This window comes from Streptomyces sp. NPDC052910 (assembly GCF_055585605.1).
Map to the genome: position 1 here is coordinate 1 of NZ_JBVJJR010000008.1, position 19,045 is coordinate 19,045.

A 19,045-nucleotide genomic window follows, 5' to 3' on the forward strand; every position below is an offset into this window, starting at 1 on the left:
ACCTCATCCGCGTCCCACCGGGCCCGGTTGAGGAGGTTCTGGAGCCCGTGAGGTCCGCTGTGACCGGCATGCTCGGCGAGCTGCCAGCTGTTCTTCCGCCCCACCGGACCGAGTAGCGCCCGCATGTAGTCCCGCATCCGCCGCCGCAGGTCAGCCCGGCCGAACCGGTGCCCCACCCGCAGCAACACTTCCTCAAGCTCCGAAGCCCACACATCGGGGCGCACATCATCTTGCATGATCAGCACAACAGCGATCACACATCGCCGGTCACGAACTTCCCGACATGACGACCAGTCAGCCGACTACACTCAAAAACAGGACCCTGACCAGCGGCGATAGCGAACTGCAACTGGAGTACTAGTGGCCGATGGGCCACAGGAGGAGTTCAGCGGGCAGCCGCATCAGACCGCGTCCACGGGCCGGCCCGGCCGCTCGGGGGTCCGCAGGTGCCACACCCGGGCCGGCGGCAGGTTGCGCCACACCACGCTCTGCCGCCCGCCGTGCCGCCGGGCGAACGCGTCGAGGACGGCGCCCACCTCACGGTGCCGGGCGGACTCGGCGCGACCGCTGAAGGCGGAACGCAGGGCGTGGGTGCCGAGGTAGGCGAAGAAGGTGAGGTGCCCCCCGGGGACCAGCACGGACAGATAGCGGTCCAGAATCGAACGCACGGCGGCCGGCTCGAAGTTGGTGAACGGCAGGCACGAGACGATGACGTCGTAGTCGCGGTCCGGCGGCATCTCGGTGATCGATCCGGGCAGGATCCTGATCCGGTCCGCCGCCGGCGCGAGCACCGGATCGGTGCGTAGTGATCCGGACAGGATCTCCACGAAGCACGGGTTGATCTCGACGGCGTCCAGCCGGTCGGCCGGGCCGGTGAGCGCGGCCAGCGCCCGTGTCACCGGGCCCGTCCCGGCGCCCACCTCCAGCACCGCCGCGGGGCGCCGCACCATCGACGAGGGCCACAGGGGGGCGGCCAGCCGGTCGGCGAGGTGCCTGCTGCTGGGCGCGACGGCTCCGGTGGTGCGGAAGGTGCGGGCGGCCTCGCGCAGGAAGAGGGGCCTCGGGACGGCCGGGGCCAAGAGGGCGGCAGGGGCGGAGGGGGCGGGAGGGGGCTGCGGATGCACGTGCTTCAGATCCATGCCCTCGACGCTAGGGAGCGGCGCGAACCGTGCCATCGGCTGTCGGTCGGCGCGCACACCGTACGAAAGTAGGGGGTCGTGATCGCCCGTTGACGGATAGGGGAACGCCCGTGGACGCCTACGCTTTGCCCGTGCTGAGCGCGGACGTTCGGAGGTGGCCCTGGTGGGCCGAGGCCATGTTGGTGGCCCTGGTGGGCGAGTTGTCGGTGCAGACGGCGGTGGTCGGGGCCGACGGTGATCCGCTCGATCCACGGGTCGCGGTCGCGGCCGTCGCCGGCCTGTCGCTGCTCCTTCGGTACCGACTGCCCGTCGTCACGGCGGTCGTCGTCACCGCCGCGGCGGCCTGGCTGGGCGACCCGATGCCGCTGCTGGTCGCCGTCTTCCACTTCGCCTCCCGCGGCCGGATCGCGGCCGGCGCGCTGTGCGCGGTGGCGGCGCCGGCCGGCAACCACTTCCTCCAGTCCGACGAACTCCTGTGGAGCGTGCGCTCCTACGGCCCGGTCATGCCGTTCGGTCTCGCCCTGGCCCTCGGGATGTGGGCCGGCAGCAGACGCCGGCTCGTCGCGAGTCTCACCGCACAAGTGGAGCAGCTCCGCGTGGAGCGCGAACTGCGCGCGGAACAGGCCAGACTCAACGAAAGGGCCCGCATCGCGGCCGAGATGCACGACGTCCTCGCCCACCGCCTGAGCCTGATCGCCCTCTCCACGGGTGCGTTGCGCCGGCGCGCCCACGAGCTCCCCGAGCCGGTCGCCGAACGCATCGCCCAGTTGCGCACCACCTCCACGGAGGCGCTCGGCGATCTGCGCGACGTCCTGGGGGCGCTCCGCGACCACGAGGACGAGGGTCCGCGGACGCCGAACCCGCAGAAGCTGACCGAGCTGCTCGACGAGGCCCGGGCGGCGGGCCAGCGGATCGAGGCCGACGTCCGCGGCAGCGCCGACGGCCTTCCGGCCAGCCACCGGCTCGCCGTGCACCGGCTCGTCCAGGAGTCCCTCACCAATGCCCGCAAGCACGCGCCGGGGGCCCCGGTGCGGGTCAGTGTGCGGTACGGCCCGCCCCTGTCCACCGTCGAGGTCGGCAACGGCCCGGGGACGGTCCCCCAGGAGGCCGTCGTCACCAGCGGATACGGTCTGATCGGGCTGACCGAACGGGTCGCCGCCCTGAACGGCGGCCTGCGCTACGGGCCGTCCGGCTCCGGCGGCTGGAGCGTCGCCGCGGAGCTCCCCGTGGAGCAGAGCGCCGACGCCCGTCCCGCGCGGGGGACGGCATGATACGTACCCTGATCGTCGACGACGACCGCCTGGTCCGCGTCGCCCTCACCGACATCCTCGACGACGACCCGGGCATCACGGTCGTCGCCCAGGCGGGCGACGGGCTGGAAGCCCTGGAAGCGGCCGCCGCGCAGGGCGTCGACGTGGCGCTGATGGACGTGCGGATGCCCCGCCTGGACGGCATCGCCGCCACTCAGCGGCTGCGGGCACTGCCCCGGCCGCCGCAGGTCGTCCTTCTCACCACCTTCGACCTGGACCAGTACGTGTACGACGGGCTCGCCGCGGGCGCCTCGGGTTTCCTCCTCAAGGACGCCGACCCGTCCGACATCGTCCGGGCCGTCCACGTCGTCGCCGAGGGCCAGGCCATGCTCCACCCGGTGGCCGCCCGCCGTCTCGTCGACCGTTACCACCGCACGGCCGGCGGCCGGACGCAGGCCGCCAGGGCCCGGATCGAGCGGCTGACCCCGCGCGAGCGGGATGTGCTGGAGTTGCTGGCCGACGGGGCGTCCAACGCGGAGATCGCCGCCGTCCTGGGCATGCGGGAGAGCACGGTGAAGGCCCATGTGAGCCGCATCCTGGCCGCACTCGGAGTGGGCAACCGGGTGCAGGCCGCGCTGTGCGTGCGGGACGCGGGGCTGCACGGGAGCGACGCCCGGGAATACGAGGGCAACTCCCGGGAATTCTGATCGGATCGCCGTGAAAGCGGTCTGAACGGGCGGGGTCGGGGACACGCGGCGGGGTGACATGTGATACCGCCGCCGTCACACGCGGTCCGCGCGAACTGCGCGGCCCAGTCGCCCAGTTGCACAGGAACCGACCTGGGCGCCGACCCCACCGCCTACCGCGCCGCCTCCCAGGAGCGCCACAGGGCCGCGTACGCGCCGTCGGCGGAGAGGAGTTGCTCGTGGCTGCCGAGTTCGACGATCCGGCCGCGGTCCATCACCGCGATGCGGTCGGCGTCCCGGACGGAGTCCAGGCGGTGGACGATCGAGATGACCGTGCGGCCCTCGATGAGGGCGGCGAGTGAACGCTCCACGCGGCGGGAGGCCGTGGAGTCCAGCAGTGCCGTGGCCTCGTCGAGGACCAGCGCGTGCGGGTCGCACAGCAGGAGCCGGGCGAGGGCCAGTTGCTGGGCGGCCGACGGGGAGACCGGGGCGGCGCCCGGGCCGATCTCGCTGTCCAGGCCGTCGGGGAGCGTACGGGCCCAGTCCGCCAGGAGGACGGTGTCCAGTGCCTCCCACAGCCGTTCGTCCGCCGGGGTGTGCGTGCCGTCGGCGTCGTCGAGCGCCAGCGTGAGGTTGTCCCGTACCGTGCCGGTGAACACGTGCTGCTCTTGTGTCACGAGCACGATCTCGCGCCGGAGTTGTTCCACCGGCAGGTCGGTGACCTCCGCGCCGCCGATGCGCACGCTGCCCCGCGTGGGGTGGTGCACGCCGGCCAGCAGTTTGCCGAGGGTGGACTTGCCCGCGCCGGAGGCGCCGACCACCACCAGGCGCTCGCCGGAGGCGATGTCGAGGTCGATGCCGGAGAGCACCTCGCGGCCGGGCCCGTAGCCGAAGCCGACTCCTTCGAGCCGGATCGCGTGGCCTTGGGTGTGCGCCGACGGCCGCGGTTCCTCGCGCGGCAGGCGGTCCACGCCCAGGATGCGGCGCAGCGCGGCGTTGCCGATCTGGAGTTCGTCGGTCCAGGTCAGCAGGTCGTTGAGGGGTTCGCCGAGGGCCTGTACGTAGAGCACCACGGCGGTCAGCTCGCCCAGTCCGACCGCGCCCCGCTGGTAGGCGAGTCCGCCGATCAGCAGGGTCAGCGCCATCGGGACCATGGTGGCGAGGTCCAGGCTGGGGAACCAGATGGTCTGGAGCCATGTGGTGCGCTGCCGGGTGCGGACGACCGAGTCGACGGCCGCGCCGTGGCGCCCGGTCTGGCGGGGGCCGAGTCCGAGTGCCTCGACGGTGGCGGCGCCGCGGGCGGTCTCCAGCGTGACGGCCAGGACGTCGGCCTCCTGGGCGAGCAGCCGTTCGTACGCGCGGGTCGCGCGCGGCCGGTACCACCAGGTGGACAGGGCCGCGAACGGCACACCGGCCAGCAGGCCGAGCGCGAGCAGGGGTGAGGTCAGCAGGATCGCCGCGAAGGTGAACACCAGGGTGACGGCGGCCAGGGCGATGCGCGGCACGGCCTGCCGGATGCTCTCGTTGAGCCGGTCGGCGTCGTTGGTGGCGCGGCTGAGGAGGTCGCCGGTGCCGACGCTCTCGACCTCCGACAGCGGCAGTCCGAGGACGCGGCGGACGAAGTTCTCGCGGGTACGGGCCAGGACGCGTTCGCCGAGCAGGGTGGCCTGGGTGCGGGCCGCGCGGGCGAGCAGCGCGTGGACGACGAGGATGCCGACGAAGGCCAGGGCGAGCAGGTCGACCCGGCCCGTGGTGGTGCCGGCCTTGACGGACTCGACCAGGTGGCCCAGCAGGCGGGGGCCGGCGAGGCCGGCCACGAGGGCGGCGGCGAACAGCCCGAAGGTGAGGGTGAGCCGGGGTGCCTCGGCGCGGACGAACGCACCGGTCCAGGCGCGGACCGCGGCCCGGTCGGCGAGCGGCAGACGCCCGGGGGCGCCCGGCGGGCCGGTGGGCGCGGGGGCCGGGGCGGCGGTCTCGGGGGCGGGGGCCTGGGGGGACGTCGTCGTCATGAGGGCACTCCTGCGGAGCGGTCGGGGCCGCCGGGGAGGGGGACCGTGTCGAGGACGGCCTCGCGGTCGGCGACGCCGCGCCACAGCGGGCTGTCGCTGAACACGACGGTGGTCCGGCCCGCCCGCAGCGCGGCCACCCGCTCGACCACGCGGGCCTCGGTGTGGGCGTCGACGGAGGCGGTCGGGTCCTCCAGCACCAGGACGTCGGGGTCCGCGAGCAGGGCCCGGGCCAGCACGAGGCGTTGGCGCTGGCCGCCGGACAGGGCCCGGCCGCCCTCGTCCATGGGGGTGTCCAGCCCGTGGGGCAGGGCCTCGACCACGTCGGCGGCGTCGGCGGCGAACAGCGCGCGGTCCACCGCCTCCGGGGACCGGTCGGCCCCGGCGGTCAGTTCCTCCCGGACCGTGCCGCTGAAGAGGGTGTCGGCGGGCCCCGAGCGGAGCAGCCGGGAGCGCAGCTCGGTGAGGTCGGCCCGGTCCAGCGGGACGCCGCCGAGCAGGACGGCCGAGGTGCCGCCGGACGCGGTGGTCACGCCGGGACGGCCGAGCCGGTCGGCGAGGTCCGTGGTGCGGTCGGCGGGGCAGGCGATGACGGTGAGCAGGCCGGCTTCGGCGGTGACGCCGGTCTCCGGGTCGGTCAGGGAGAGCGGCCCGGGCGGCAGCGGCTCGGGGTGGGCCGGCTGGGTGGCGTCGGGGGTGAGGCGCAGCAGGGCGCAGACCCGGCCGGCGGCCACCTTGGCCAGGCTGAGCGTCTCCGCGGCCTCGGTGGCGGTGCTCACCGGCAGGGTGAGGAAGGCGGAGGCGCCGTAGAACGCGACCAGTTCGCCGACGGTGATGGTGCCGTTCAGGGCGAGGCGGGCGCCCAGCCAGAGGATGCCGACGGTGACGAGGCCGGGCAGGAGGACGCCCGCCGCCTGGAGCCACGCCTCCATCCGGCCGGCCGACACACCGGCGCGGCGCACCTCCTGGCTGGTGCGGCGGAACCGCTCGGCGAAGACGGCCTCACCGCCGATGCCGCGCAGGATGCGCAGGCCGGCGACGATGTCCCCGGCCTGGGAGGTGGCGTTGCCCATCTGCTCGCGCTGTTCCTCGTCGCGCTCCTGCAGCGGGCGCAGCAGGGGGCCGATGCCGAGGACGGCGGCGGGCACGCCGATGAGCACGGCGAGCCCGAGCACGGGCGAGGTGGTGGTGAGGGCCACGGCCACGAGGATCGCGGCGATCACCGCTCCGACGGTGCGGCCGACGACCTCGAAGGCGTTGCCGATGCTCTCGACGTCGCCGGCGGCCGAGGCGACCACGTCGCCGGAGCGCGCCTTGTTCCGCAGGGTGGCGCCGAGCCGGACGATCTGCCGCATCAGCACCCGGTGGGTGTACGACAGGGCGTGCGCCTCGGCGCCGACGGCGGCCTGGATGAGGCCGGCGCCGGCCAGCGCCTGGACGATGCCGAGACCGAGCGCGAGCAGCGCCCACAGGTAGAGGCCGGTGTGGCCGGCGCTCTCGCCGGCCTCGTCGACGGCCCGTCCGATGACGAGCGGGACCAGGGCGAGCGGCACCATCCAGACGATGCCGAGCAGGGCGCTCAGGACCAGTGGCCAGGGCCGGATCCGCACCAGCCACCACAGGTAGGCCCAGGGGCCCCGGGCGTCGGCCTCGGGTACGACGGCGGGGGCCGCCGAGGCGTCGAAGAGTCGGTTGGTCACAGGTACCGGTCCCGGGTGGCGTTGCGGTCGACCTTGCCGGTGCGGGTGTGCTCCAGCTCGGGGACGACGAGGACGCGGTCGGGGACCATGTGGTCGGGGAGGCCGGTCCGCAGGCGGGCGCGCAGCGCGTCCGGGCCGGGGGCGTCCGCGCCCTCGCCGGTGCCGGTGCCGTCGGCCGCGCGGACCACGAAGGCGACCAGCGCGGTGTGCTCGCCCTTCTCGTGCGCGGCGGCGGCGACCGCCGCGACGCCGGGGAGCCGGCCGAGTGCCTCCTCGACGTCCACCAGGTCCACCCGGTGGCCGCGGATCTTGACCTGGTGGTCGATGCGGCCGTGGAAGACGAGGGTGCCGTCGGCGGCCTCGTGGACGAGGTCGCCGGTGCGGTACCAGCGGGTGGTGCCGCCGCCGAGGTCGGCCTCGACGAAGCGGGCGGCGGTGCGGACGGGGTCGTCGAGGTAGCCGGTGGCGAGCTGGGGGCCGGCGACGCACAGTTCGCCGGGTTCGCCGGGCGCGTCCGGGCGGGGCACCACGGCCTGCCGGACGGAGGGCAGCGGGCGGCCGATCGGGACGCCCTCGGGGAAGGAGGCCGGGGCGCCGGGGCCGGCGAGGAGGGCGCTGTGGGTGACGAGGGCGGTCTCGGTGGATCCGTAGGTGTTGAGCAGGCGGACGTGCCCGGCGCCGAGTCGGTGCCAGCGTTCCAGCATGTCGGGGCGGACGGCCTCGCCGCCGATGACGACGGTCTCCAGGGCGGCGGGGAGCTCGCGGCCGGTCTCCAGCAGGTGGCCGGTGTAGACGTGCCAGTAGTCCACGGGCAGGTTGAGGAGGGTGATCTCGTGGTCGGTGAGGACGCGGTCGAGGTCCGCCTCGGCGTCCTCCTCCAGGACGACGAGCCCGCCGGCCAGGAGGGTGGGCAGGATCTCCTCCAGGCTGGTGTCGCCCTCGGCGCGGTGGAAGTTGAGGGCCACGGTGTCCGGGCCGGTCCCGTACCGCTCGCGCAGCGCGGGCAGGACGGCGTGCAGGGCGCCGTGCGGGATGGCGGCGGCCTTGGGGGCGCCGGTCGAGCCCGAGGTGAAGAGCACGTAGGCGGGGTCCTCGGCGCGGACCGGCGCGCCGGTCTCCCGCACGGGGGTGCGGGGGTGGCCCCAGTGGGGGCGCAGGACGCGGTCCACGGCGGGCAGCCTGCCGGTCTCGGCGGTGGCGATCAGCTCCCGGCAGCCGAGGGCGCGCAGGGCGCGGTCCACGCTGTCGCCGGGGCCGTCGGTCACCGGTACGTAGCCGCGGCCGGCGGCGAGTGTGCCGAGGATCGCGGCGATGTCCCGGACGCTGTGGTGGGCGACGATGCCCACGGGCGGGTGGGGCCCGGGGGCCCGGGTCGCGAGGAGGTCGGCCACGGCCCCTGCCCAGGTGGCCAGCCGGCCGTATCCGACGGTCATTCCGTTGTCGACGACCGCGGGCCGGTCGGGGTCCGTGCGGGCGATGGCGAAGAAGGGGTCGAGCACGCTGGGCAGGGTCATGGCAGGCGTCTTCTCTGTCCGTCCGTGGGGCGTTCGGCTACGGGGCGGCGGGCGCCGCCGCGTCGAGGAGCGCGGTGAGCGCGGCCCGGTGCCGGGCGGCGAGGTCGCGTACGGTCGCCTCCTCGTGCAGGGCCGTGGAGTACCACCACTCGACGCGCAGGACGCCGTCGTCGGTGGTGGCGATCACCTCGACGAGGTGCGGACGTACCCAGTGCGGGGCGGTGATGTCGCCGACCGGTTCCGGCGCCAGGTCCGGCAGGAGGGTGCCCAGTGGCAGGGCGTCCCCGTCGCCGCCCTCGAAGTCGAAGGAGACGTCGCTGGGCGGGGCGGCGCGCAGCGCGGCCGAGATCCTCGGCCGGCCGTGGCGGGCGAGCGCGCCGTGGCCGACTCCCCCGCCGGGCAGGGCGGCGAGGTGTCCGACGGTGCGGGCGAGCCGTTCGGCCGGGGTGCCGGGGGCGAGGTCCAGGCGGACCGGGACCGTGGTGGTGAACCAGCCGGTGGTGCGGGCGAGATGGCTGTCGCCGACGGTCTCCTCCCGGCCGTGCCGCAGGATGTCCACCCGTACCGCCGGCTCGTCGAGCAGGCCGGCCAGCGTCTCGCCCAGGGCGTGCAGGACCAGGTCGCCGGGGTGGGCGCGGTGTGCGCGGGCCGCCGCGTGGAGGCGCGCGGTGAGTTCCTCGGGGAACTCCTCGGTGTAAGTGGCGGCGCCGGCGGCCGTGTTCACGGCCCGCGGGTCCTCGACGGGGTGGTCCGTCGGGAGGGTGGCCGGGGTGCGGGCCACCTCCGTCCACCACTCGGCTTCCGCCTCGGCCTCGGGGGTGCGGGCGTGGGCGGCCAGGGCCTCGGCCCACCGCGGGTACGAGGTGCCCTCGCCGCACCACGCGTCGTCGCGGCCGGATTCGAGCGCCGTGTACAGCTCCTCCAGGTCCTCCAGGAGGACGGACCACGACACCATGTCGAACGCGAGCTGGTGGACGGCGATCAGCAGCCGGCCCGGGCGGGCCGGGCCCGCGTCGAACCGGACGAACCGGACCACGCGTCCGGCCCCCGGGTCGAGGGAGCGCTGCTCGATCGCGCAGCGCAGGGTGACCGCGGCCGGCAGTTCGGCGTCGACGAGTTCGGAGATGTCCACGGTGTCGAGCACGTCCCCGAGGGCCTCGGCGGGCGGGCCGTCGGCGGCGATGGCCTCGGCCGTCTGCCGGGGCCGCCGTGCCGGGCGGGCCTCGACGGCCAGCCGCAGCGAGGCGTGGCCGGCGACCAGGCGCCGGACGGCCTCGGCGAACAGGTCCGGGTCGACGCCGGGCCGGGTGGTGAACAGCATGGCCTGGTTCCAGTGGCCGCGGTCGCCGGTCTGCTCCTCCCATGCCTGTTCCTGGGAGGGGGTGAGCACGACCGGGCCGTGACCCGTGCCGGGCGGGGCGGCGTCGGCGGAGCGTCGCCGGGCGGCCCGTTCGGCCACCAGCCGGGCCAGTCGGTCGGTGGTCGTCTCCGGGGCGAACAGCTCCCGCAGTCCCAGCCGGACGCCGAAGGCGGCCTCGATCCGGCGGGTGAGGCGGATGAGGTCCAGGGAGTCCACGCCGAGGTCGCGCAGCGGGGCCGTGGGGTCCGCCTCCGGGACGAGCACCGCCTCGGCGAGCCATACGGCCAGTCGCGCCCGGATCTCGTCGACGGCGGGGGCGGCCGGGCCGGGGGCCGGGTCCGCGGCGGGGCCGGGACCCGGGTGGACGGGGGCGGTCACGCGCCGGCCTCCCCGGGGGAGCCGGTGGGGCGGCGCACCAGGAACGGGCCGAGGGCCAGGGCGTCCATGGGCAGCCGGTGGAAGGTGGCGAGGGCGTCGCGGGGGCTGCACACGACCGGCTCGTCACGGCCGTTGAAGGAGGTGTTGAGGACGACCGCGGTACCGGTGCGCTCGCCCACCTCGCCGATGAGCCGGTGGTAGAGGGGGTCGACGGCGGCGGAGACGGTCTGCGGCCGGGTGGTGCGGTCGCTGTGCACCACGGCGGGCATGGCCTCGGCGCCGGCCTCGGTGACCGGGGTGGTGACGATCATGTACGGGAGCGGGGTGGCGGTGCCGATCAGGGCCTCGGCCGCCTCCTCCCGCATGCTCGGGGCGAACGGCCGCCACGCCTCGCGGTCCTTGATGCGGACGTTGACCCGGTCGCGGGTGCTCTCCGGGTCGGGCACGGCCACCATGCTGCGGTGGCCCAGGGCGCGGGGGCCGCCCTCGGCCCGGCCCTGGAACCAGCCGGCGACCCCGCCGCCGGCCAGGATCCCGGCGGTCGCGGCGGCGATGTCCGCGGGCTCGGTGTAGGCGGTGCCGGAGGCGTCCAGGACGTGGCGTATCTCGTCCGGCGACCACTGGGGGCCCCAGGCCACCGAGCCCGCCATGGGCCGGATCCGGTCGCCCTCCCGGGACGCGACCCAGACCGCCGCGCCGAGGGAGACGCCCTGGTCGCCCGCGAGGGGCTGCACGAAGAGGTCGCCGACCTCCGGCATGCGCATGAGCTTGCCGTTGAGGGTGGCGTTGAAGCCGACCCCGCCCGCGACGAGCAGCGTGGTCTCGCCGGTCTCCCGGAGCAGACCGCGGACCAGGCCCATGACCGCGCGCTCCAGGGCCGCCTGGGCGGTGGCCGCGAGGTCGCGGTACTCGAAGGGATCGCGGTCGGTGACCTTGGTGAAGCGGCCGGTGCGGGGGTCGAAGCGGCGGCGGGAGCGGTTGGGGGCGTCCGGGACGGCCTTCTCCAGGTGCTCCAGCCAGTGCCGGATGGTGGCGGTCTCCTCGTCGGTGGTGCCGACGGAACGCAGGTCCGGCGGGACCGCGCCGACGGTGAAGTCCTCGTCGGTGAAGCCGAGGGCGCCGCCGAAGGTGATGTCGCCGGGCGTGCCGTAGGAGGCGAGGCCCATCATCTTGCCTGCGGCGTCGGCACCGAGGCCCGCGTACTCGCAGACGGCGGCGTAGAAGTAGCCCAGCGACCAGCCGGGGGTGTACGCGCGCAGGGTCTTGATCTCTCCGTCGATGCCGACGGCGAGGGTGGTGCTCTCGTTCTCGCCCTGGCCGTCCAGGACGAGGATCGCTCCCCGGTCCCGCCCGGAGAGGTGGTAGGCGCTGGCGGCGTGGGCGGTGTGGTGGTGGACGAAGGTCAGCCGGGGGTCCTTGGAGCGCGGGAAGAGCGCCTTGGGCAGCAGGTGTTCCAGGGCGTCGGCGTCGGTGGCGAACCAGTCCAGGCCGCGGTCCCCGTAGAGCGTGGGGAGGTCCCACCCGTGGGCGACGACGTCGATGTCGTCCAGGGTGAGACCGCCCTCGGCGAGGCAGTAGGCAGCGGCGTTGAGGGGCGCTTCGCCGTAGGCGTGCTTGTTGCGGGTGAAGCGTTCCTCCTCGGCCAGGGCGACGACTTCGCCGTCCACGACGAGGCAGGCGGCACCGTCGTGGCTGGCGCCGGGCCAGCCGTTGACTCCGAGCACACGCATGGTCAGTCCCCAAAGGTCGGTCGGGATCCTCCGGTTCCGCCCCGGGGCCCGTGGGCACGCGGCGTACCGGTCACGTCAACCGATCTTGTCGGCCAGGGGAGTTGTACACGACCTGTCCGGTTGTACGGAGATCCGCGGCAAAGATCGCGGATGCGGCCTTGAGCACCTCGTTCGCGTGCCGCAGCTTCTCCACCTCGCTGCGCAGCTCGCGTAGTTCGGCCCGTTCGTCGGCGGTCAGTCCGCCCGGGCCCGCGCGGTCGGTGGTCGCGGCGTCGTCGCGGGCCGGGCGGCGGCCGCGCGCCTCCCGTGCCTCCAGTTCGCGGGTGACACGGTGCCAGCGCCGCGACCACAGTTCGGGGTCACCGCCGCAGGCGGTCACATAGGCGAGAGTCACTTTCAACGAGGGTTTGTGCAGTCCCCGGGCGGCCTCGGAGAGCGTGGCCACCGAGTAGTGGGCGGTTTTCGCCATGGTGCGGTAGGAGGGATTTCCTGCTTGTCTCCGTAGAGTGCGCAGGTCGTGGGCGAAGGCTTCCAGCGGTCCGGCTGCTGGGTCCAGTAACCGCTCTGGCCTGGGCATAGTTCCCCCTCGTCATCGATTGTCTCGCCGAAGCACACATTTCGTAGCCGTACAACCAGGGTCAGCGGCGGTCGGTCCGGCGACCTGGGCAGCCGGAGGCGGCCGCCGGGGCCGGAGAAGCCCCGCACCGGAATCTCCCGGCCATTGGTACATGCCGCAATCACATTGATCAACCGATCAACCGATGAATCCGGCCATCCGCCGGTTCCGCCCTTCCGCGCCGGCGCGGGTCGGCGCACCCACTCCAACGCCCGTCCGTCCGCTCCCGCTTCCCGTCGTGCGCCGGGATTTGTACAGGACCACACCTGCCGTGCACCCCGTACAACCTCCCCTCGTGTACAACCCCCGCGCTCTGCAAGATCAGTTGCTGTCAGGCGACGGCCGAATCCGACGGGAACGGGAGACGGTTGGTGGACACAGCACGCAGTCAGACCGACGCGGCAGCGCTGGAGGGCGTCTACGAGTACCGCGACCGTCCGCTCGTGGAACCGGACTGGCGGCGCCTCCCCGGGTGGCGCGACGTCACCGAGGCCCAGTGGGCCGACCCCCAGTGGCAGCGCGCGAACTGTGTGAAGGACGCCAAGGGGCTGCGCGCGGTCATGGGCGACCTCCTCGACGAGGAGTTCTACGCGGACTGGGAGCAGGACCGGCTGCACCGCGCCACCATGTCGGTGCTACTGCCGCCCCAGATGATCAACACGATGGCCCCGGGGACGGACACCGCCGGCCCGGGAGAGCTCACCAAGGCGTTCTACGACGACCCGGTGCGCCGCTACATGCTGCCGGTCTTCTCCGACCGGCACCCGGAGTGGCCCTCGCACCCCATGGCCAGTCGTGACTCCCTGCACGAGCAGGACATGTGGGTGGTGGAGGGGCTGACCCACCGCTACCCCACGAAGGTGCTGGCGGAGCTGCTGTCGACGTGCCCCCAGTACTGCGGGCACTGCACCCGGATGGACCTGGTGGGCAACTCCACGCCGCAGGTCGCCAAGAACAGGCTCCGGCTCAAGCCGGCCGACCGGGCCGGCCGCATCCTGGAGCACCTGCGCGCCTCCCCCGGCATCCGGGACGTGGTGGTGTCCGGCGGCGACCTCGCCAATCTGCCCTGGCCGCGGCTGGAGACATTCGTCGGCGGCCTGCTGGAGATCGATTCGATCCGGGACATCCGGCTGGCGAGCAAGGGCCTGATCGGGCTGCCCCAGCACTGGCGGTCCGGCCCGGTGCTGGAGGGCGTGGCCCGGCTCGCCGCGACCGCCCGGTCCCGCGGGGTGCGGATCGCCCTGCACACCCACGCCAACGCCGCCCAGCAGGTGACGCCCGCGGTGGCGGACGCGGCCTGGGCGCTGCTGGGCGCGGGCCTGCACGACGTCCGCAACCAGGGCGTGCTGATGCGCGGGGTCAACGACAGCGCGCACGACCTGCTCGACCTGTGCTTCGCGCTCACCGACCACGCCGGGATCACGCCGTACTACTTCTACATGTGCGACATGATCCCCAACGCCGAGCACTGGCGCCTGCCCCTGCACCGGGCGCAGCTCATCCAGCGTCAGATCATGGGCTACCTGCCCGGTTTCGCCACCCCCCGCATCGTGTGCGACGTGCCGATGGCCGGCAAGCGCTGGGTGGACCAGGCCGACTCCTACGACCGCGAACTCGGCATCTCCCACTGGAGCAAGAGCTACCTCACCCCGCTTGAGGCGGCGGACCCGGACGCCCACAGCGGCTCGTACCACTACTACGACCCCATCGACACGCTCCCGCTCGCCGGGCAGCGGTGGTGGCGGGACACCCCTCAGGGATAGAAGGGACAGTGCACAGCCATGAGCAGTCTCCGTCCGCGGCGTGAAGACCCTCCGGTGCTCGAGGAGTGGTACCGCCGGCATCTGGGCCCCGACATCCACGACATCAGCTCCAGCGGCGTCCACCCGTACTCCTTCGCCGAGATCCGCGACCTGTGCGGCATCACGGCCGAGGACCTCGACGCGATCGTCATGGATGACAGCGTCTCCCAGGGCGGAGCGGGCATCCGGCAGGCGATAGCCGACCGCTACGCGGGGGGCCACGCCGACCGGGTGCTGGTCACCCACGGCTCCAGCGAGGCCATCGCGCTCACGCTGGGCACCCTGCTGCGGGGCGGTGACCGGGTGGTCGTCCAGGAGGGCATCTACCACTCCCTGGGCCACTACCCGCGGGCGGCGGGCTGCGAGATCGCCGAACTGCCGGCGGCCGCCGTGCGCGACGGGGAGATCGACCCCGAGGTGCTGACGGCCCTGGTCACGCCGGGGACGACGGCCGTGATCGTCAACTTCCCGCACAACCCCTCCGGCGTCACGCTCTCCCCCCAGGGGCTCAAGGCGCTGACCGAGCGGACGGCGGCCGCCGGGGCCGCCCTGGTCTGGGACGCCGCCACCGCCGAGATCGCCCACCGCTGGGAGGTGCTCCCGGACCCCGGCGCCGCCGGCGGCGACACGGTGTCCTACGGCACCTTCTCCAAGACCTTCGGCCTGCCCGGGCTCCGGGTGGGCTGGGCCATCGCGCCGCCGGAGCTGCTCACGGCCGTGTTCCCGCTGCGCGACCGCACCACGCTGTTCCTCTCCCCGCTGGTGGAGCTGATCGCCGAGCGGGCGATGCGCAACGCCGACGCGCTGATCGCCCGGCGGGCCGCCGAAGCGCGGCGCAACCTCGCGCACCTCACGGAGTGGATGGCCCGCCACGAGGACCTCGTGCGCTGGACCCCGCCGGAGGGCGGTGTGTGCGCGCTGCCCGTCTTCCGGGAGCTGGAGGAGACGGCGGCCGGGCCGGAGGCGGTGGAACGGTTCTGCCTGGAGCTGCTCTCCCGTCACCGCACCCTGTTGGTACCGGGCACGGCCTTCGGCGCGCCGCACGGCGCACGGCTCGGCTTCGGCGGCCCGGAGCAGAGCTTCCGGGCCGGTCTCGCCGGGCTGTCGGATTTCCTGCGCGCCCGTGGGGACGCCCGGTGACCGCCGTGACCGAACCCGACGTGCTCGACCTGTGGGACCACTCCGTCCGCGCGCACACCGAAGCCCCCGCGCTGGTGACCCCGGACCGGGTGCTGAGCTACGGGGACGTGGACCGCCTGACCGACGCCTGGGCGAGCTCCCTGGCCGGACGCGGCGCGGGCCCGGAGCGGTTGGTGGGCCTCGCGTTCCCCGACGCCGGCCGCACGGTGCTGGGCATGCTCGCGGCGCTGAAGGCCGGGGCCGGGTTCACCGTCCTCGACGACCGGCTGCCCGCCGCGGCGCGGGCCGCGCTGGTGCGCCGCACGGGGGCGGTGGTGTGGCTCGGTGACGGCGGCCACGCCCCCGAGGGGGCGTACGTGCCGGACGGCACCGCGGACGCCGGCGCCGCCGTTCCCCCGGCCCGGGCCGGGGGCGGCGCCATGGCGTACGTGCTGTTCACCTCCGGATCCACCGGGCGGCCCAAGGGCACGGTCGTCGAGCGGGACGCGCTGCGCCGGTTCGCGGCCGCCGTCGCCGAACGGCTGGAGCTGACGGCCGCGGACCGCTGGCTGCAGGTGGCCTCGCTGGGCTTCGACGTCCTCATCGAGGAGGTCTTCCCCGCCCTCGCCGCCGGGGCGGCCGTGGTCTGCCGGCCGGACACCCGGGCGCTGGACGCCGAGGAGCTGCACGCCACGATGGCCCGCACCGGGACCACCGTCGTGGAACTGTCCACGCAGTACTGGCTGGAGTACGCCCGCTGGCTCGACGCCGGCGGCCTGACCACCCCGGAGAGGCTGCGCACGGTGGTGGTCGGCGGCGAGCGGATGGACCCGCGGCCCTACCGCGCGTGGCAGGGCCGTCAGCCGGCCCGGCTCGCCCACGTCTACGGGCTGACCGAGTGCACCGTCAGCTCGACCTTCTACACCGGGCTGCTGCCGGCCGACGCCCGGGAGGTCCCGCTGGGCACTCCGCTGCGGGACGTGGAGATCAGCGTCCGGCGCGACGGGCGGCCCGTGCCGGACGGCGAGACCGGCGAGATCCACATCGGCGGGCCGCTGCTGGCCCGCGGCTTCCTCGACGACGAGGCCGCCACCGCCCGCCGGTTCGTCGCCGACCCGTCGGCCACCGCCCCCGGGGCGCGCGTGTACGTGACCGGTGACCTGGGGCGCATCGACGCCGACGGGCAGTTGGTCTTCCTCGGCCGGGTCGACGACCAGGTGAAGATCCGCGGCCACCGGCTGGAGCCGGCCCGGGTCGAGCGCGCGCTGTGCGAGGCCCCGTCCGTCGGCCAGGCCGTCGTCTTCCCCGACCCGGAGACCGGCACCGCGCTGTGGGCGTTCACCGTCCCGTCCGACCCGCGGCACGCCCCGCCGCCCGGCGAGACGGTCCGCCTGACCGGCGCGGAACGGGACGCGCTGGTGGCGCCCCTGGAGGCGCAGTTGCCCGACTGGGCCGTGCCCCGGGTGCTCCACCGGGTGGCCGTGCTGCCGAAGAACCCGCACGGGAAGATCGACAAGCGCCTGCTGGCCGCCTGGACGGCGGCCACGGCACGGGCGGAACCGGCCGGGACGCCGGAAGCCGCCCCGGAGGAGCATCCGGACGAGCCGCTGCACACGGTGCTGGGCCTGTTCCGCGAGGTCCTGCGCGCACCGGCGCTCGGCCCCGACGACGGCTTCTTCGACCACGGCGGGCAGTCCCTGCTCGCCATGCGCCTGCTCGCGCGGCTCCGCGAGTCCTTCCCCGCCGCCGCGGGACTGCGGGCGAGCGCCCTGTTCACCCGTCCGACCCCCCGGCTGCTGGCCGAGGCTCTCGCCCGGAGCGAGGCCGCCCGGCCCTGACACCACCGACGCGCACCCCCGCCCGGGCACGGCGTCACCCCGCACCACCCGAGGGCCCGCGGCCCGGCTCCGGCCGCCCGCGGGCAGCAATCACCCCCGACCACTCAGCGAGAGTTGGCATGTCGAACCTCACCGACCCTTCCCCGTCCGACTACACCCTGACGCCCGAGGAGGCCGCCGCGACCGCGGCGCTCAGCCTCGAACTGGCCGCCGCCTACCCGTCCTTCGACGACCCCGTACTGTTGCGGGACCTTCCCGGGCTGGCGGCCCGGCTGCCGCTGGGCGTGCAGCACTTCCTGCGCGAGTTCAAGCTGGCCGACCGCCACGGCCACGCGGTGATCCACGGGCACGACTTCGACCAGCGGCGCATCGGCCCCACCCCCGACCACTGGCGCGGCCGCACCCGGCCCGGCCCGGAGTTCCCCGAGGAGCTCCTGCTGATGCTGTACTCCGCGCTGCTCGGCGAGCCGTTCGGCTGGACCACCCAGCAGGACGGCCACCTCGTGCACGACATCTTCCCGATCCGCAAGCACGAGAACGACCAGCTCGGGATGGGCAGCAAGGAGCTGCTGACCTGGCACACCGAGGACGCCTTCCACCCCTACCGCAGCGACTACCTGATCCTCGGCGCGCTGCGCAACCCCGACCACGTGCCCACCACGGTCGGCGAGCTGGACCTGTCCTCGCTGTCCGCCGAGGACGTCGACGTGCTCTTCGAGCCGCGCTTCCACATCGCGCCGGACGAGTCCCACCTCCCGAAGAACAATACGATCGCGTCCGAGGAGGAGGCGGCCCGGTTCGCCACCATCCAGCGGATGATCGACGAGCGGCCGCTCTGCCCGCTGCTCTACGGCTCGCGGACGGACCCGTACATGCGCCTCGACCCGTACTTCACCTCCGTGCCCGAGGACGACCCCGACGCCCGGCGCGCGTACGACGCGCTGTTCAAGGTGGTGGACGCCGGGATGCGGGAGGTCGTCGCGGACCAGGGCGACGTCCTGTTCGTCGACAACCACCGGGCGGTGCACGGCCGGCTGCCGTTCAAGGCCCGCTACGACGGCACGGACCGCTGGCTCAAGCGGGTGTGCGTCACGACCGACCTGCGGCGTTCCCGGGAGATGCGGGCCACCGCCGAGACCCGGCTGCTGGGCTGAGCGCCGGTGGCCCTCACGCTCACCGACCTGTCCCGGGACCCCTGGCTGCTGCCCGCGGTCGACGCCCTGATCGGGGCCAACATGCCCGAGTTCATGAGCTGGGAGTCCCCCGGCAACTGGCGCTGGCACGGCATGTACGACCGTTACCCCGCCCACCAGTTGTGCCTGGTGGACGAGGGCGGGCGGCTGGTGGCGGCGGCCAACGGGCTGCCGGTCCGGTGGGACGGCACCCCCGCGTCCCTGCCGTCCGGCAGTGACGAGGTGCTGGTGGAGGCCGTGGACAACGGCCCGCCGGACCGTCCGGACGCCCTGTGCATGCTGTCGGTGTCCGTCGACGCCGGGCACCGGGCGGCCGGCCACGCCGAAAGGCTGCTGACCGAGGCCCGGCGCCTGGCCGCCGAGCAGTGCCCACGCGGCGTCGTCATCCCGGTGCGGCCCACCCGCAAACCCCGCTACCCGCTGATCCCGATCGAGGAGTACGCCGCCTGGCGCCGCTCCGACGGCCGGCGCTTCGACCCGTGGCTGCGCACGCATCTGGACCTGGGCGCGCGGCAGTTGGGCATTGCCCGCCGGTCCCTGGTGATCCGTCAGCCGGTCGCCCGCTGGGAAGGGGTACTCGGCCATCCGCTGCCCGGCCCGGGCGACTACCCCCTGCCCGGGGGCCTGGTGCCGCTGAGCGTCGCCGAGGACGGCCACGGGACGTACGCCGAGCCCAACGTCTGGGTCCACCACGCACCGTGAGCGGGCCGCGTG

The 19,045-nt window shown here is 74.5% G+C and carries 15 protein-coding genes; 7 read left to right on the top strand and 8 right to left on the bottom strand.

The window, feature by feature from the left end:
• A partial coding sequence (locus ACZ6X9_RS25725; protein WP_469780641.1) for a transposase occupies positions 1–236 on the bottom strand: 236 nt, incomplete at its 3' end.
• A 165-nt stretch (positions 237–401) separates the two neighbouring features.
• On the bottom strand, positions 402–1,139 hold the full coding sequence (locus ACZ6X9_RS25730; protein ID WP_469780371.1) for a class I SAM-dependent methyltransferase: 738 nt from the start codon (positions 1,137–1,139) through the stop codon (positions 402–404).
• Between the two features lie 131 nt (positions 1,140–1,270).
• Here ACZ6X9_RS25730 and ACZ6X9_RS25735 point away from each other — a divergent pair, with 131 nt between their 5' ends.
• A complete protein-coding gene (locus ACZ6X9_RS25735) occupies positions 1,271–2,410 on the top strand; it encodes a sensor histidine kinase (RefSeq protein WP_469780372.1) in 1,140 nt (379 codons plus the stop codon).
• Complete coding sequence (locus ACZ6X9_RS25740) at positions 2,407–3,096, top strand: response regulator (protein WP_469780373.1); 690 nt, start codon at positions 2,407–2,409, stop codon at positions 3,094–3,096. The genes ACZ6X9_RS25735 and ACZ6X9_RS25740 overlap by 4 nt, the downstream gene beginning before the upstream one ends.
• A 152-nt stretch (positions 3,097–3,248) precedes the next feature.
• Here ACZ6X9_RS25740 and ACZ6X9_RS25745 read toward each other — a convergent pair whose 3' ends face one another.
• The 6 genes from ACZ6X9_RS25745 to ACZ6X9_RS25770 all read right to left on the bottom strand — a co-directional run bounded on the left by ACZ6X9_RS25745 (position 3,249) and on the right by ACZ6X9_RS25770 (position 12,340).
• Complete coding sequence (locus ACZ6X9_RS25745) at positions 3,249–5,084, bottom strand: ABC transporter ATP-binding protein (protein ID WP_469780374.1); 1,836 nt, start codon at positions 5,082–5,084, stop codon at positions 3,249–3,251.
• On the bottom strand, positions 5,081–6,781 hold the full coding sequence (locus tag ACZ6X9_RS25750; protein WP_469780375.1) for an ABC transporter ATP-binding protein: 1,701 nt from the start codon (positions 6,779–6,781) through the stop codon (positions 5,081–5,083). The genes ACZ6X9_RS25745 and ACZ6X9_RS25750 overlap by 4 nt, the downstream gene beginning before the upstream one ends.
• Complete coding sequence (locus ACZ6X9_RS25755) at positions 6,778–8,295, bottom strand: AMP-binding protein (protein ID WP_469780376.1); 1,518 nt, start codon at positions 8,293–8,295, stop codon at positions 6,778–6,780. The genes ACZ6X9_RS25750 and ACZ6X9_RS25755 overlap by 4 nt, the downstream gene beginning before the upstream one ends.
• A 37-nt stretch (positions 8,296–8,332) precedes the next feature.
• Positions 8,333–10,033, bottom strand: a complete 1,701-nt coding sequence (locus tag ACZ6X9_RS25760) for a condensation domain-containing protein (protein WP_469780377.1) — start codon at positions 10,031–10,033, stop codon at positions 8,333–8,335.
• Positions 10,030–11,763, bottom strand: coding sequence for a carbamoyltransferase family protein (locus tag ACZ6X9_RS25765; RefSeq protein WP_469780378.1), 1,734 nt, complete (start codon positions 11,761–11,763; stop codon positions 10,030–10,032). Before ACZ6X9_RS25765 ends, ACZ6X9_RS25760 begins: the two co-directional genes overlap by 4 nt.
• A 70-nt stretch (positions 11,764–11,833) precedes the next feature.
• Positions 11,834–12,340, bottom strand: coding sequence for a helix-turn-helix domain-containing protein (locus ACZ6X9_RS25770; RefSeq protein ID WP_469780379.1), 507 nt, complete (start codon positions 12,338–12,340; stop codon positions 11,834–11,836).
• A gap of 410 nt (positions 12,341–12,750) precedes the next feature.
• Between ACZ6X9_RS25770 and ACZ6X9_RS25775 the strand changes: the two genes are divergently transcribed.
• The 5 genes from ACZ6X9_RS25775 (at position 12,751) to ACZ6X9_RS25795 (ending at position 19,033) form a co-directional block, all read left to right on the top strand.
• The gene (locus ACZ6X9_RS25775; RefSeq protein WP_469780380.1) at positions 12,751–14,142 is read left to right on the top strand and encodes a KamA family radical SAM protein; all 1,392 of its coding nucleotides are present in this window, start codon (positions 12,751–12,753) and stop codon (positions 14,140–14,142) included.
• Positions 14,143–14,160: 18 nt separating this feature from the next.
• The gene (vioD, locus tag ACZ6X9_RS25780) at positions 14,161–15,321 is read left to right on the top strand and encodes a capreomycidine synthase (RefSeq protein WP_469780381.1); all 1,161 of its coding nucleotides are present in this window, start codon (positions 14,161–14,163) and stop codon (positions 15,319–15,321) included.
• Between the two features lie 5 nt (positions 15,322–15,326).
• On the top strand, positions 15,327–17,138 hold the full coding sequence (locus ACZ6X9_RS25785) for an amino acid adenylation domain-containing protein (RefSeq protein WP_469780382.1): 1,812 nt from the start codon (positions 15,327–15,329) through the stop codon (positions 17,136–17,138).
• 119 nt (positions 17,139–17,257) lie between these two features.
• On the top strand, positions 17,258–18,292 hold the full coding sequence (gene vioC, locus ACZ6X9_RS25790; RefSeq protein ID WP_469780383.1) for an arginine beta-hydroxylase, Fe(II)/alpha-ketoglutarate-dependent: 1,035 nt from the start codon (positions 17,258–17,260) through the stop codon (positions 18,290–18,292).
• 6 nt (positions 18,293–18,298) lie between these two features.
• A complete protein-coding gene (locus tag ACZ6X9_RS25795; protein WP_469780384.1) occupies positions 18,299–19,033 on the top strand; it encodes a hypothetical protein in 735 nt (244 codons plus the stop codon).
• The last annotated feature ends 12 nt before the right edge of the window (positions 19,034–19,045 follow it).

Excerpts from the sequence above, each read along its gene's own strand:
- ACZ6X9_RS25745 (WP_469780374.1), bottom strand. The coding sequence starts at position 5,084 with ATGACGACGACGTCCCCCCAGGCCCCCGCCCCCGAGACCGCCGCCCCG.
- vioD (WP_469780381.1), top strand. The coding sequence starts at position 14,161 with ATGAGCAGTCTCCGTCCGCGGCGTGAAGACCCTCCGGTGCTCGAGGAG.
- ACZ6X9_RS25765 (WP_469780378.1), bottom strand. The coding sequence starts at position 11,763 with ATGCGTGTGCTCGGAGTCAACGGCTGGCCCGGCGCCAGCCACGACGGT.
- ACZ6X9_RS25740 (WP_469780373.1), top strand. The coding sequence starts at position 2,407 with ATGATACGTACCCTGATCGTCGACGACGACCGCCTGGTCCGCGTCGCC.
- ACZ6X9_RS25755 (WP_469780376.1), bottom strand. The coding sequence starts at position 8,295 with ATGACCCTGCCCAGCGTGCTCGACCCCTTCTTCGCCATCGCCCGCACG.
- ACZ6X9_RS25770 (WP_469780379.1), bottom strand. The coding sequence starts at position 12,340 with ATGCCCAGGCCAGAGCGGTTACTGGACCCAGCAGCCGGACCGCTGGAA.
- vioC (WP_469780383.1), top strand. The coding sequence starts at position 17,258 with ATGTCGAACCTCACCGACCCTTCCCCGTCCGACTACACCCTGACGCCC.
- ACZ6X9_RS25730 (WP_469780371.1), bottom strand. The coding sequence starts at position 1,139 with ATGGATCTGAAGCACGTGCATCCGCAGCCCCCTCCCGCCCCCTCCGCC.